The following is a 14,459-nucleotide window of genomic DNA, read 5'->3' as shown; positions in this document are numbered from 1 at the left end:
TTCAATTTAAGAAAGATTTATTACAAAATTTTCTATGAAAACTTTATGAAAAATAATGCTTAGGTTAAGATGACCCATCTTTTGGTAGAAACAATTTAAAGACCTATGCAACCTTTTGTTCTATATAACTCAGAGCAGCGTAAAAAAGTAGAATTTGTACCGCGTAAAGAAGGACATATCGACATGTATGTGTGCGGTATGACAGTCTATGACTACTGTCATATTGGTCATGCTCGAGTCATGGTTGCATTTGACTACATTATCCGCTTTCTGCGCAGTCAGGGCTGGAATGTAAAATATGTGCGCAATATTACCGATATTGACGACAAAATTATTAAACGCGCAAATGAAAATGGCGAAAGCATTACAGCATTAACAGATCGTTTTATTCAGGCCATGAATGACGATGCAGCAAACTTAGGTTGTGTTGCGCCTGATGAAGCGCCGCGCGCGACTGACTATATCGATCAAATGCAAAATATGATCGGCACTTTGGTGAATAAAGGCACTGCTTATCCATCAAATAACGGTGATGTGTATTTTGAAGTAGAAAAATTTGCCAAATATGGCCGTTTGTCAGGCCGTAAACTGGAAGATATGCAGGCTGGCGCATCTGAGCGTGTCGATGTAGAAGTTGAAAAGAAACATCCATTTGACTTTGTACTGTGGAAACATGCCAAAGAAAATGAACCATCTTGGGCATCTCCATGGGGTAATGGCCGTCCGGGTTGGCATATCGAATGTTCAGCAATGTCGACGTGCTGCCTAGGCAACCATTTTGATATTCATGGCGGCGGTTCAGATTTGACCTTCCCGCATCATGAAAATGAAATCGCGCAATCAGAAGCATCTACAGGCGAACAATATGTAAATTATTGGATGCATGTTGGTTTTATCAACGTAGATGGTGAAAAAATGTCGAAATCACTCGGCAACTTCTTCACCATCCGTGATGTAATGGAAAAATTCCACCCTGAAGTTATCCGTTACTTTATTGTGTCTTCACATTATCGGAGCCCAGTGAACTTCTCTGATTTTGCATTGAAAGAAGCCAAAAATGCATTAACACGTTTATATCATACTCAAAAATGTATTCTTGAGATTCATAATCAATTTTTATGGGACTTTATTTCAATTGATAGTAGATCGCGAGAATATAAACAGGTTTATTCAGGCAAACCAAAAACTCTGCTATTAAATTTCAAAGAGTCGATGAATGATGATTTTAATACGCCTAAAGCTTTAGCAATCTTATTTGAGCTTAGTAAGACTATCAAACTGCTTAGAAATAGAATTACTCATGATCAACTATCAAACAGTAAGGAAATACTTATGGAATTTAAAGCATTTTCATCAGTATTCCAAAATATTACTAAGACTTTAAATATATGCTCAAAAAATCCTAGAAAAATAAAAAACTTTTTAGAATCTGATATTGGTCAAGAAGCGCTTAGCTTGACTGAAGCGCAAATTGAAGATTTAATTCAGCAGCGTCAAGATGCCAAAAAAGCCAAAGAATTTGCCAAAGCGGACGAAATCCGTCAGTCATTGCTGGATCAAGGTGTTGTACTGGAAGATACGCGTCAAGGTACAATTTGGCGACGCGCTGATTAATTAGTCAGTTGAATGCGCAGAGAGTTGACAGTTTTTAGAAACTCTCTATAATGCATTCCCATATTGCGGGAATAGCTCAGTTGGTAGAGCATAACCTTGCCAAGGTTGGGGTCGGGAGTTCGAGTCTCCTTTCCCGCTCCAGAATATGAAAAAACCTTAGTTTTCGGACTAAGGTTTTTTTTTGCTTAAAATTGTTAAAAACCGCTGTAAGGCATTATAAATTGAACATTTATAAACATTGAAATTATAGAGATATGCTAAAATACGCAGAAATATTTTTCGTGATTGAAGCGCGGCATGCGCGGCACAAATAAAGGTAAAACGGTTTTGAATCCACCAAATATGCCCAATCAAATTGATTTTCAGAAAGTCGCACTCGAAACATTAAGCATTGAACGCAATGCCTTAGATGTGCTGGCGGCAGAAATAGATGAACGTTTTACCCAAGCTTGCGAAATTATTTTGCAATGCAAAGGCCGTTTAGTGATTACCGGTATGGGTAAGTCAGGCCATATCGGCCGTAAAATGGCAGCGACTTTTGCTTCTACGGGTACGCCATCATTCTTTATGCATCCCGGTGAAGCGGGTCATGGCGACCTTGGTATGCTGGTGAAAGGCGATGTGCTCATTGCTATTTCTTATTCGGGTAAAAGCGACGAAATCATGATGCTGATGCCGCTGATTAAGCATGTTGGCGTGCCGCTCATTACAATTTCTGGACATGACAAAGGCCCAATGCCGCAAAATGCGGATGTTGCGCTAACTTTAGGTGATATTCAAGAAGCTTGCCCGCTTGGTTTAGCGCCAACATCAAGTACAACTGCAACCTTGGCCTTAGGCGATGCGCTTGCTGTTGCATTGCTGGATGCACGCGGTTTTACTTCTGATGATTTTGCGCGTTCGCATCCAGCTGGCGCGTTAGGTAAGCGCTTATTACTGCATGTAAAACATTTAATGCATACTGGTCAGGACTTACCAAAAGTATCGCCAGATACGCCAATGAATAAAGTGCTGTATGAAATTTCGAACAAGCGCCTAGGCTTAACCACGATTGTTGATGCTGAAGATAAATTGCTGGGTATTTTTACCGATGGTGATTTGCGTCGTCTGATTGATAAGCAGCAAGGTTTTGATGTGAATCTGCCTGTGTCAGAAGTTATGATTCAAAATCCATCAACGATTTCACAAGAAGCCCGCGCAGTTGAAGCGCTGGAAAAAATGAATGCGAAAAAAATCAATCAATTCATTGTGGTTGATGATGAAAATAAAGTGATTGGTGTCATCAGTATGCATGACTTGATTCAAGCTGGGGTAAATTAATAAATGGCATCATACGTGTTATTAGAACAGGCGCGTCATATCCAAGCTTTGGTTCTGGATGTAGACGGTATCCTCAGTGACGGTTTTGTGACTTTAACCAATACTGGAGATGAAATTAAATCTTTCGATATCCGTGACGGTTTAGGTATGAAACTCGTACAAAAAGCGGGTATTAAAGTCATTATTATTACTGGACGTAAGAGTAATATTGTTGAAAAGCGCATGTCTGACCTTGGAGTAGATTTGGTTTATCAAGGCCGTGAAGATAAAGGGACTGCACTGCGTGAAGCCTGTGCTCAGCTGAATATAGATCCAGAAGATTGCCTGTATATGGGTGATGACTGGCCGGATTTATCTGCATTCGCCATTGCTGGTATGAAAATTACGGTACCTAATGGCCACGTAGAAGTACGCCGCCGCGCAGACTTAGTGACTCAAGCCTATGGCGGCCGAGGCGCTGTGCGAGAAATTTGCGATATGCTGCTGATGTCCAAAGGTGTTTACCAAGAGATGCTTGAAAAATTTGCCAGCGCACCGCATTAATAACTTAATAATTCAGTAAATTTGGATTAAAAAACCGCTTATGGATACAAAAGTTTTATACGTTACTGCAATCGCAATTGCGGCTGTAAGCGGCGGTTATTACTATTACAGTGGCAAGAGCAATAAGCTTCAAGCAGACTCTGCGCGCAGCATGAATTATTCGGCTTCCAATATTAATCTGACTCAAACAGATGAGCATGGGAAGCTTTATATTCGTGCGAAGGTGGATCGTTTAGAGCAGGATTTGCAGCAAAAGACTTCGCAGCTGAATAATCTAAATGCATCTGTGTATAAAGATGGGCGCTTAGACGCAACATTCTTTGCAAAAGTTGCCAACGGCTATAATGACAATGAAAAAGTTGTTTTGCGGCACGATGTTCAGGCCACTAAAATAATGGAAACTGGGCAGATGGTCTTTCGCACTGATGAATTGACTGCACTGCCTAAAACACGCGAAATTGAAACCGACAAACAAGTCACGGTGGAATCGCCGCAGGCTGAATTTGTCAGTAATGGACTGAAAGCTAATTTAAATAACGGTCAGTACGAATTTTTTAATATTCGAGGAAAGTATGAACCTAAATCATAAACCACTATTGTCTAAAACTTTCCTAAAACAGGCAGTGCTGATGGGTTCACTTGCACTGTGCACAGCAGGCGCTTGGGCAGTGCCTTCTGACCGTAACCAGCCAATTTCTTTGGTGGCGGACCGCGCAACTTTTAATGAAAAAACCGGCATTACCACCTATACCGGCAACGTTATCATTGAACAGGGCACAATGAAACTGCAGGCAAATTCTATTGTTGCAAACCTAAATAGCCGCAAAGAAATCAGTACAATTACTGCGACAGGCGGCCCAGCACGTTTTCAGCAAAAAGTTGATCCAGCGAAAGGCTTAGCCAAAGGTCAAGCACAGAAAATTATTTACAATGCAGAAACTGGCATCATTACTATGACTGGCAGCGCATTGTTAGAACAGGATGGCGCCAGCATTAAAGGCAATATTTTAAAATACAGTATGAATAAAGGTGACATTGTTGCGGAAGGTACGCCAAACAGTACGGGTTCATCTTCTGGCCGTGTGCAAATTGTAATCCCGCCTTCAAGCTCGAAGTCATTCCCAGGAGCGCGTGATTAATGGAGCAATCATCAAATCAGCCCCAAACTTTATGCATTAAGCATTTAGCAAAAAACTACAGCAAGCGCTGGGTGGTAAAAGACGTATCTTTCAGTATGCAAAGCGGTCAAATTGTCGGTTTGCTTGGGCCAAATGGCGCAGGTAAAACGACCAGCTTCTACATGGTGGTCGGCTTGGTGCGCATGGACAAAGGTGAAATCCACTTGGATGATCTGGACATGTCCGATCTTGCAATGCACGAGCGCGCGCGTAAGGGCATTGGCTATTTGCCGCAAGAAGCGTCAATTTTTAGAAAACTGACGATTTCTGAAAATATCATGTCAATTTTAGAAACACGCAAAGACATGAATAAACAGCAGCGTCAGCAGCGTTTAGCCGAGTTGTTGGCAGACTTTAAAATTACCCATATTAAAGACTCTTTAGGTATGAGTGTGTCTGGCGGTGAGCGCCGACGTGCTGAAATTGCCCGCGCTCTGGCAGCAGATCCGAAGTTTATGCTTTTAGATGAACCATTTGCAGGTGTCGATCCGATTTCAGTTGGCGATATTAAAGACATTATCCGTACCCTGAAAGATCGCGGTATTGGCGTATTGATCACAGATCATAATGTACGTGAAACATTAGCGATTTGCGAACATGCTTATATTGTGAGCGAAGGCTCAGTCATTGCTGAGGGTGCTCCTCAGGAAATTTTAGAGAATGAAATTGTACGTAAAGTCTATTTAGGCGATGACTTCACAGTCTAAATGGCATAAAACCCTCACAAAATGAGAAATAGGTCATTGTTGTGAGGGTTAAATAGCAATAAAATAAAAATAATATTCGATAAATGTAATTTTATATTCGAATTAAGTAAAAGAACCCCAAATAAAAATTATTGCGTAGAAAACATGCGAATAATAAATGATAAGTATTTAAAACTATGGGGAAATTTTGAGAAAAATAAAAAAGCGGCCGTTATTCTGCTGATTATTCCTTTTCAATTTTCCTATGCGTATGCTGAGCGTGCAGAAAAAAATCAATTTCATCTTTTTAAGGGTGGCATTGGCTCTATTTTTTCACAGACACCTAAGCGATCCGCTGAAAAAATTGATATTACCGAACTGAGCAAATTCCCTTTTGACCCATCAAAAATGGGGGAATATGCCGTGCCTGCTCAAGGCGCACAGGTTCTGTATGGCAACTTAAATAAGCCGCCGGCAGGGAATTTGAGTTTTCTCGAAGCCATTCATCGGGCTGTGCAAAGGCGGCCTGAAATCAGTCAGAGTATTGCTCGGGTTTCTGAGCAGCATGCCAATATTGATTATGCAAAATCCAAGTACTATCCGCAGCTTTCAGGAGGAATCAATACTGCTGATTTGACCAAAGGTGAGCGTGGCGGACAGGTATTTACTATCGATGCGACGCAAGTACTGTATGACTTTGGCAAGATCAAAAGCAGTGTGCTCAGCGCTGAAGCTAAAACGCTGGAAGAGCAAGCAGGTTTCCTCGTCAGTTTGGATCAAGTCTCTTATGATGTAGCAAATGCCATTATTAATATAAAGCGCTATCAGGAAGTCACTAAAATTGCTCAGCAGCAGATTAAAGGCATTGGAAAAATTGCTGAAATCGCGAATTTGCGTGCAAAAGCGGGTATCAGCAGTCAGGCTGACCCAATTCAAGCGCAGTCAAATTTAGAGGCAGCAGAAGCCAATTTAATTGTTCAAGAGACTCAGCTGCGCCAGTATCAGCAGCGTTTGCGTACTTTGCTAGGCTATGATTTATCCGGGAATCAGTGGCTGATTCCCGATGCTGTGTTACAGCGCTCAGATCTATATGCCGATCCAAACTACAGCTATATCCCAAGTATTATGCAGGCTCAGGCGGCAGTAGAGGTTGCGAAGTCTCAGAAACAGCAGGTTAAATTGAGTGTCTATCCTTCAATTAATATTAAAGGAAGTCTAAGCCAAGCAGTGAATGGCCGTAATCCAAATAATAACGAAGATGATGGATTTTATAATTCAATAATGCTTGAAGCGAGCAGCAATTTTTATCAAGGCGGCGGCGTGTCGGCGCAAACACGGGCAGCCAGTTATGCTGAACAAGCAGCGCAGGCTCAGGTGAATACCGCATATTTAGATGTATTGGATCAAGTACGTTTGATTCGAGAGCAGATTGAAAGCAAGAAAAGGCAAATGGCCGTGCTGGTTCAGCGCAGAGAAACCACTGCGCGCACCAAAGAGCTGTATCAAGAACAATATAAATTAGGAACAAGAACTGTTGTGGATCTATTAAATGCTGAGCAGTCTATTCACAGCGCGGCGATGGAAATCGTAAATTCACAATACGATATTTATGCTGGTTTGGTGCAATACATACAAGTAACAGGTCGAAGCAGGGATGTTTACGAGCTAAATAATATGAAGATTCAGGGAGTTGAAGTAAACCCATGACAAGTACAATCAACTATAAACCTTGGCTTCAAGCAGTATTGAATATTGCCAAGCATTACCGCATAGAAGCCTCAGAAGAAAGAATACGGCTGCAGCTGGATTGGAATCAGCATAACAATACAGATGAACTGGTTCAGGTGATGGCTAAGCAATTGGGCCTCAGCGTTCGTAAAAACAAATATGATGTGAATTTACTTAATCCTTGGCGCTTGCCTGTACTGATAGAGTTTATCAGCGGCGAAGTCGGTATTGTGGAACGCATGGATGCAGACGGCAACGTCAGTGTGCAGCTCAGCGGTGATGAAGGCCTGTCACAGGTCTTCTCACTTGAGCGTCTGCGGCATGGAGTGCGCAATATTTATATTTTGCGTCCAGAGTCTTCAGTGCCGGATATTCGGGTAGATGAATACATCAAACCCTTTGAGAAAAACTGGTTCTGGAGCATCGCGCTTAAGGACTGGAAACGCTATATCGATATTATGTTTGCCTCAATGATGGCCAATATTTTAGCACTGGCGACTGTGGTGTTTTCTATGAATGTGTATGACCGTGTGATTCCCTCACAGTCGGTGTCTACACTTTGGGTGTTGGCCAGCGGTGTGCTTTTGGCGGCAATTTTTGAATTTGTGCTGCGTATTACCCGTATTCATTTGTCAGATATTATTGGAAAGCGTGCAGATTTAAGTATTTCTGACCGAGTGTTTGGACATGCTTTGCGCATTAAAAATAATCAGCGCTCAAAATCTACAGGCACATTTATTTCACAAATTCGTGAGTTGGAAGGGGTGCGTGAGTTAGTCACCTCTACGACCATTACTGCGATCTCTGATTTGCCATTTTTCCTGCTGTTTTTGGGAATTTTCTGGATTATTGGCGGAAACTTATTTTGGGTGATGCTGATCGTTGTGCCGATTATGATTTTGCCGGGTATTCTGCTGCAGAAAAAATTGGCGAAGCTTGCGCAATTGGGGATGCGTGAATCGGCCATCCGCAATGCCATGCTGGTGGAAGCGGTACAGGGAATTGAAGATATCAAACTGCTGCGCGCAGAATCCCGTTTTCAAAATCAGTGGAATCACATGAATGAAGTTTCAGCCACTGTCAGTATGCAACAGCGCAAAATTGTTGGCTTCATGAATGCGTGGACGCAAAAAATTCAGGGCTTGACCTTTGCTATTGTGGTGCTGGTGGGCTGTTTTGCAGTCATGAAGGGTGAAATGACCACAGGTGCTTTAGTTGCTTGTTCGATATTATCATCACGAATGTTAGGGCCAATTGCACAGTTGACAGGTGTATTAGGCCGCTGGCAGCAAGCGAAAGTTGCGAAAGCAGGTTTGGACGATTTGATGAAGAAACCTGTAGATCAGCCAGACTATTCACATTTAATTCATCGTCCTGTGATTCATGGTGCATATGAGCTAAGTGGCGTGGTATTTAAATACGGTGATGATGATCCGAAACCCTCACTAGTGATTCCAAAATTTGATATTAAGCCTGGTGAGAAAATTGCGATTTTAGGCCGGAACGGTGCCGGTAAATCAAGTTTGCTGCAGCTGCTGTCAGGCATGCAGTCTCCTTCTCAGGGCAAGGTAAAGCTGGATGGCATTGATTTAAGCCTGATTGACCCTTCAGATGTACGCCGAGACATTGGACAGCTGAATCAGACTTCACAGCTGTTTTACGGTTCAATCCGCGAAAACTTAAAACTGGGTGCGCCCTTAGCAACAGACGAGAAAATTCTGCATGTACTGAATATCACTGGCGCTTTAGGTTTTGTGCAAGAAAAGAAAGAAGGTTTGGATCATATTATTTTAGAAGGTGGCGTCGGCTTTTCAGGCGGTCAGCGACAAGCTCTATTATTAGCGCGTGTTCTGATTCGTGAGCCTAATATTCTGCTTTTAGATGAGCCTACAGCTTCAATTGATGATGTGTCTGAAAAGCAGTTAATTGGCCATCTGCATTTTTACTTAAAGCACCGTACTTTGGTGGTGGCGACGCATCGCCGTGCAGTATTGGAGCTGGTTGACCGCATTATTGTGATGAATGATGGCAAGATTGTCATGGATGGCCCGAGAGATCAGATTCTGAATCAATCTGGCGGCGCGCAAAAACAAGTAAACGGAGCGCAGGCATGAGTGAACTTAATCAAGATATTCAGCGCTCAGCAAAAACTACATTTCAGGAACCGCCATTGCCTAGAGCCAGTTTGGTGATCTGGGTGATTTGTATTGGTTTGCTGATGCTTTTAGCTTGGGCATGGCTGTTTAAACTGGAAGAAGTTTCTACAGGAACCGGTAAGGTCGTTCCATCCTCTAAGGAACAGGTGATTCAGTCCTTAGATGGCGGGATTCTGACCAAGTTGAATGTAAAAGAAGGTCAAATTGTTGAGCAGGGACAAGTTTTAGCACAGCTTGATCCGACACGCTTTGAGTCCAATGTGGGGGAAACTCAATCACTTTTGGCTGCTACGAAGGCCTCCGCGGCACGCTTACATGCAGAAGTGAATGGAACTGCGCTGAATTTTCCCTCAGAACTGTCAGCAGATTCAAAACTGGTAACTGAAGAGACGGCTTTGTATCAATCGCGCATAGCAAATTTGGAGGAATCTTTGGCGGGTTTAAGACAGGCTTTGGTCTTGGTAGAGCAAGAGCTTTCTATGACGCAGCCGCTGGTGGCAAAAGGTGCCGCCAGTGAAGTTGAAGTGCTGAGATTAAAGCGCCAAGCCAATGAATTGCGTAATCAAATGAATGACATACGCAACCAATATTATGTAAAAGCGCGTGAAGAGCTGGCGAAGGCCAATACCGACATTGAAACACAGCAGCAAGTCGTTCGCGGAAAAACAGACACATTAAGCCGTACGGTGTTTAAGTCTCCAGTGCGCGGTGTCGTCAAGCAAATTGATGTGATGACATTGGGCGGTGTCGTGCCGCAGAATGGCAAAATTATGACCATTGTGCCTTTAGATGAGCAGTTGCTGGTTGAAGCTCGAATTTCACCGCGAGATATTGCGTTTATTCACCCAGGTCAAGAAGCCTTGGTAAAAATTACGGCCTATGATTATTCTATTTATGGCGGATTAAAAGGCAAAGTTACGGTAATTTCACCCGATACATTACGGGATGAAGTGAAACAGGATCAGTTCTATTACCGTGTGTACATCCGTACAGATAGTGATCAGCTGGTTAACAAGTCTGGAAAGCATTTTGCAATTACCCCCGGTATGATGGCTACGGTTGATATCCGTACAGGTGAAAAAACAGTCTTGGATTATCTGATTAAGCCGTTTAACAAAGCCAAAGAAGCATTGCGCGAACGTTAATTCATGTTTGTAATTCAAAGCCTCCACGTACTGGAGGCTTTTTTATATCAAATCTAAAAATAAGCCAATTAAACGCTATAATCTTCAAGATTTTTGCATATTTGAAAGCCAATGCCGTTTACGATTGCCAGCCCCGTCAGTTTTGAAGAAGACATCAAAAAAAGCCGTTTTCAGGCAATTGCTGTTCCTGTCGATAATGAACAGGCCGTCAAAGATTTTTTAGAAGCCAATACAGACTTGAGCACGACTCATCAATGCTGGGCTTGGAAGCTTGGGCATAATGTTCGTTTTAATGATGATGGGGAGCCGTCAGGTACAGCGGGACGGCCCATTTTAGCGACCATTGAAGGCAATGAATTAACCAATGTGCTGGTTCTGGTAAACCGCTGGTATGGCGGCATTAAATTAGGCACGGGCGGTTTAGTACGCGCTTATGGCGGCACAGCAGGGCAGTGTTTGCTTTTAGCGGAAAAAATTGAACTGATTGAAAAGAAAAAAGTTGCTTTTCAGTGTCAATTTAATGAATGGGCAATTTTTCAGTATGAACTGAATACACAGCAAATTGAATATACTGAAGAATATACAGCGGAAGGTGTGAAGATCTTAGCGCTATTGCAAGTGCATCAAATTGCTCCACTCGCATCAAAACTGCAAGATGTCACTCGCGGCAGAGAGCAGCTGAAAATAATTGAAGAGCCAAACCATGACTGATACAAATCCCGCAGCTGATCCATTATTAAAGTATAGAGAGCAGCATAAGCATCGTTTGAATTATATGCCTTGGCTGTATTGGAGCCTCAAGCCGAAAAATAGGGGCTGGGCTGAAGCATGGCAGCAGGAATATCAAGCCTATCTGATGGAGATGGAAACGGTTGAGATTGGTCAAAATTGTTTTATTTCACCTTTGGCGCATATTTTTGCAGAGCCGGGACGTAAAATTGTCATAGGTGATAATACATTTATTGCTGCGGACTGTACGCTGCATGGCCCTTTGGACATTGGCGCTGAAGTTGCGATTAATCATCACTGTATATTGGATGGCGGACGTGCGGGTATTAAACTGCACGATCAGGTGCGTATGGCCGCCTATTGCCATTTATATGCTTTTGATCATGGCATGGATATTGAAACGCCAATCTATCAGCAGCCAGTGCGTTCACGCGGTATTGAGATTGGCCGTGATGTTTGGTTAGGGGCGCATGTTGGGGTAAAGGATGGTATTCATATTGCTGATCAGGCTGTTATTGGTATGAACAGCATGGTGACTAAAAATGTTGAAAAAAAAGCGGTGATAGGTGGCAATCCAGCAAAATTTATACGCTATAGAGATTAAAGCCCCAAGCTGCATGCGGCAATTTTTAGAATGACGAAGCCAAAATATCTTTCTATAAAAGTACTTACATAAAAGCCTGCCATGCAGTGAAAAGTTATGCTAAGTTAAAAATAAGGACAACTTATAGCCCAGCTATTACAGAAAGAGAGGCTAATTATGAAACGTGTAATCGCATGTATTGATTCTTCACCATGCATTAATGCATTGGCAGAAGCAGCTGTCTGGGTTGCGAAAGAAACTCAGCGTGAACTGGTTTTGCTTCAAGTTTTGGATTATTACCCAGCCAGTTATCATTTAGGCGAAATCAGCGGCGTAATTGGTTTTGAAAGCAATGCCATGCTGCTCAAAGAGCTTGCTGAACTAGAGCAGAAGCAAAGTGAGCTTGCCCTTGATTACAGCAATAATTTATTAAAACACATCTCTGATATGATTCAGGAGAAATACGGGGTCACTGCCTCTCATATTCAGGAAAAAGGCGACTTTCTCGAGCAGAGCTTTAATGTGCTGCAGTCAGACGATATTGCGGTGATTGGCCGTGTGGGTGAGCGCTCAGCGGAACGCAATAAACCAATTGGCGGAAATGTAGAAAACTTCATCCGCGGCGCTAAATGCACCGTGATGACAGTAGGTTCAACCTTTAAACCGCCTACACGGTTTATTTTTGCTTATGAATATTCTCCTACCTGCGTTAATTTGATGAAACGTGTTGCGCAGAGTGACTTGCTGAAACTTTTACAATGCCATTTGCTTTATGTGGGCGACCATCCAGAAATTTTAAATGAGCCTATGCAATATTTAAAAAATGAAGGTTTAGACGTCGTTACAGAATACCGCTACGGCGATGTTGCAGAAAATATTCTTTTATATCAGCAAGAACAGGAAATTCAATTGATCGTTCTTGGTGCATTTAGCCACAGTAAAATTCATCAATTTTTCTTGGGCAGCATAGCGACTACGATTTTCCGAAATTCAACGGTGCCTTTATTGGTCGTGAAGTAGTCTTTTTAATGATTTGATTTGAAAGATGAAAGAGAAGAGTAAAAAAAAGAGTTATCCTCATAATGTGTGGATAACTCTGTGGTAAGTGATTGCAAGTATATGTTTTTATTTGTAAATATTGTGATGAGTGATTTTTGTGCTATAGGTTTATTTCACTAGGGCAATAGCAAAGCCATCGTGGCCTTTACTGCCCACAGTTTGTAAAGCGGTACAGGACAAAATACGCGGATGATTCTGCATAGCCTTAAACATATCGCGGATACCTTCAATGCTCGGCTTGTGATTTTCAGGGTCTAAAATATCACCTGCACGGATCACATTATCAAGCACTATAATGGTGCCGGAGTGAGATAAATTGAGGCTGAGCTCTAAATATTCAGGGTAGCTTTGCTTATCTGCATCAATAAAAATAAAGTCAAAAGCTTCCGTATCTGCTGGCAATGCTTTTAATACGTCTGCAGCGCGGCCGCATTTCAATTCAATGGTTTGCGGCAATCGCGCATTGTCAATATTTTCCTGTCCCAGTGCGGCATGGGTATCGCGGCCTTCAATTGTAAGAATATAGCCATCTTCAGGCAGCGCGCGCGCAAGCCACATGGTGCTATAAGCTGCAAACGTGCCAAGTTCCAATACGCGCTTACATTGATTCATCTGAATCAGCATTTGTAGCAGCATACCTTGGTTTGGCGCAACAGCCAGATGATCTGGAAAGCCGCGCTCCTCAGTATGTTTCAATGTCTGCACTAAGATTGGGTCTTCTGGAATTAAATGTGAATCGATATAAGCATCAATTTCCGTCCACATCTGCTGCATAGTGTTGCGCCTCATTTTTGATGCATGCATTTTAAACCTTTCCGCATGAAGCGCAATTTTTTAGAAGATATTTGCAGAATTTATCCGCAAAAAAGGCCTCAAATGAAGCCTTTTATGTTGAATGTAATGCTTTAGTAATTACACATTGATGAGTTGCGGGATAGATCTGGTCCCCAAGTCCGGTAGCCTTGCGTATCAATATGTATTTGACCGCTGGCGTAGAGACCAAGCCCCATATTCAGGCTTTGGCCATGCTGAGACCAGAATTGGCATAATCTAAATTTGGTATTTTCAATATATGAATAATCTTGTGGCTGAGGATATTCAGGCCCAATACGGAAATCGATGGCAGAGTTATAGAGATGGCGCGACGAATTGGCACCGCCAGCACATTGATTAAGCGGCAAATCACGGTATACAGAGGTGACTTCAAAATCGCTTAAAACATTGGCTGCAACCAGATATTTGAATACTCGCAGCGTAGGAATTTGATTGGCCCACAGTTCACGGTTAGGAACCATATATTGTGAGCGTCCGCATTTTTGCCAATCTCGTGCAGTGCGCATCAGTTCAAAACTTGGAATGATGTTGCCTACGCCATTTTTTTCTAAAAATACTTCATACTCCCGTACCCGGCGTAAATTATCAGACGCGGCAATCCAAGAGTTATATACATAAGGCACAACTTTAGGCGGAACTTGGCGATCGAAGCTGATGCTTTCCTGAGGGATAAAGATGCGTTTGCCGTCTAGTGTAGTAATTGTTTTCCCTTTTTGGGGAGAGGTTGTACAACCAGCCAAAAAGATTAGAGGGACTGCAGCAACCGCAAGCAGAGCCTTCATAAAATGCTTCATTATAAAAATCAATTATTTATACAATCGTTCTATTTTAATCTAAAATCGCAGCGAAAATTTGAAAAATTTGCAATGAAATGTGTGCTTTCG

At 42.3% G+C, this 14,459-nt stretch carries 14 protein-coding genes and 1 tRNA gene; 13 read left to right on the top strand and 2 right to left on the bottom strand.

The window, feature by feature from the left end; translation table 11 throughout:
• Positions 1 to 105: 105 nt before the first annotated feature.
• The 13 genes from cysS (at position 106) to B9T34_RS04515 (ending at position 12,702) form a co-directional block, all read left to right on the top strand.
• Complete coding sequence (cysS, locus tag B9T34_RS04575) at positions 106 to 1,614, top strand: cysteine--tRNA ligase (RefSeq protein WP_086211983.1); 1,509 nt, start codon at positions 106 to 108, stop codon at positions 1,612 to 1,614.
• A gap of 65 nt (positions 1,615 to 1,679) precedes the next feature.
• Positions 1,680 to 1,755, top strand: a tRNA-Gly gene (locus B9T34_RS04570).
• 201 nt (positions 1,756 to 1,956) lie between these two features.
• Entirely contained in the window at positions 1,957 to 2,934 is a 978-nt protein-coding gene (locus tag B9T34_RS04565) for a KpsF/GutQ family sugar-phosphate isomerase (protein ID WP_086212060.1), read from the top strand.
• Between the two features lie 3 nt (positions 2,935 to 2,937).
• On the top strand, positions 2,938 to 3,477 hold the full coding sequence (locus B9T34_RS04560; protein ID WP_086211982.1) for a KdsC family phosphatase: 540 nt from the start codon (positions 2,938 to 2,940) through the stop codon (positions 3,475 to 3,477).
• 40 nt (positions 3,478 to 3,517) lie between these two features.
• Complete coding sequence (lptC, locus tag B9T34_RS04555; RefSeq protein WP_086211981.1) at positions 3,518 to 4,066, top strand: LPS export ABC transporter periplasmic protein LptC; 549 nt, start codon at positions 3,518 to 3,520, stop codon at positions 4,064 to 4,066.
• Positions 4,050 to 4,616 (top strand): lipopolysaccharide transport periplasmic protein LptA, encoded by a 567-nt coding sequence (lptA, locus tag B9T34_RS04550; RefSeq protein WP_086211980.1) that lies wholly within the window; start codon positions 4,050 to 4,052, stop codon positions 4,614 to 4,616. Before lptC ends, lptA begins: the two co-directional genes overlap by 17 nt.
• On the top strand, positions 4,616 to 5,362 hold the full coding sequence (gene lptB / locus B9T34_RS04545) for an LPS export ABC transporter ATP-binding protein (RefSeq protein WP_086211979.1): 747 nt from the start codon (positions 4,616 to 4,618) through the stop codon (positions 5,360 to 5,362). Before lptA ends, lptB begins: the two co-directional genes overlap by 1 nt.
• Positions 5,363 to 5,506: 144 nt before the next feature.
• Positions 5,507 to 7,048 carry a TolC family protein gene (locus tag B9T34_RS04540; RefSeq protein WP_086211978.1) on the top strand — a complete coding sequence of 514 codons (1,542 nt, stop codon included), beginning with the start codon at positions 5,507 to 5,509 and terminating at the stop codon, positions 7,046 to 7,048.
• On the top strand, positions 7,045 to 9,183 hold the full coding sequence (locus tag B9T34_RS04535; RefSeq protein ID WP_086211977.1) for a type I secretion system permease/ATPase: 2,139 nt from the start codon (positions 7,045 to 7,047) through the stop codon (positions 9,181 to 9,183). Before B9T34_RS04540 ends, B9T34_RS04535 begins: the two co-directional genes overlap by 4 nt.
• Positions 9,180 to 10,370 carry an HlyD family type I secretion periplasmic adaptor subunit gene (locus B9T34_RS04530; protein WP_086211976.1) on the top strand — a complete coding sequence of 397 codons (1,191 nt, stop codon included), beginning with the start codon at positions 9,180 to 9,182 and terminating at the stop codon, positions 10,368 to 10,370. Before B9T34_RS04535 ends, B9T34_RS04530 begins: the two co-directional genes overlap by 4 nt.
• Positions 10,371 to 10,481: 111 nt before the next feature.
• Positions 10,482 to 11,081 carry an IMPACT family protein gene (locus B9T34_RS04525; RefSeq protein ID WP_086211975.1) on the top strand — a complete coding sequence of 200 codons (600 nt, stop codon included), beginning with the start codon at positions 10,482 to 10,484 and terminating at the stop codon, positions 11,079 to 11,081.
• A complete protein-coding gene (locus B9T34_RS04520; RefSeq protein ID WP_086211974.1) occupies positions 11,074 to 11,703 on the top strand; it encodes an acyltransferase in 630 nt (209 codons plus the stop codon). Before B9T34_RS04525 ends, B9T34_RS04520 begins: the two co-directional genes overlap by 8 nt.
• A 156-nt stretch (positions 11,704 to 11,859) precedes the next feature.
• A complete protein-coding gene (locus B9T34_RS04515) occupies positions 11,860 to 12,702 on the top strand; it encodes a universal stress protein (protein WP_086211973.1) in 843 nt (280 codons plus the stop codon).
• 147 nt (positions 12,703 to 12,849) lie between these two features.
• On the opposite strand, the gene B9T34_RS04510 is transcribed toward B9T34_RS04515, so the two are convergent.
• A complete protein-coding gene (locus B9T34_RS04510) occupies positions 12,850 to 13,515 on the bottom strand; it encodes an O-methyltransferase (RefSeq protein ID WP_086211972.1) in 666 nt (221 codons plus the stop codon).
• 131 nt (positions 13,516 to 13,646) lie between these two features.
• Positions 13,647 to 14,369 (bottom strand): D-Ala-D-Ala carboxypeptidase family metallohydrolase, encoded by a 723-nt coding sequence (locus tag B9T34_RS04505; protein ID WP_086211971.1) that lies wholly within the window; start codon positions 14,367 to 14,369, stop codon positions 13,647 to 13,649.
• Positions 14,370 to 14,459 lie beyond the last annotated feature (90 nt).

Source organism: Acinetobacter sp. ANC 3813, assembly GCF_002135435.1.
GTDB lineage: Bacteria > Pseudomonadota > Gammaproteobacteria > Pseudomonadales > Moraxellaceae > Acinetobacter.
The sequence above is the reverse complement of the archived record's forward strand: the minus strand, read 5'-3'. Positions and strand labels throughout refer to the sequence as shown.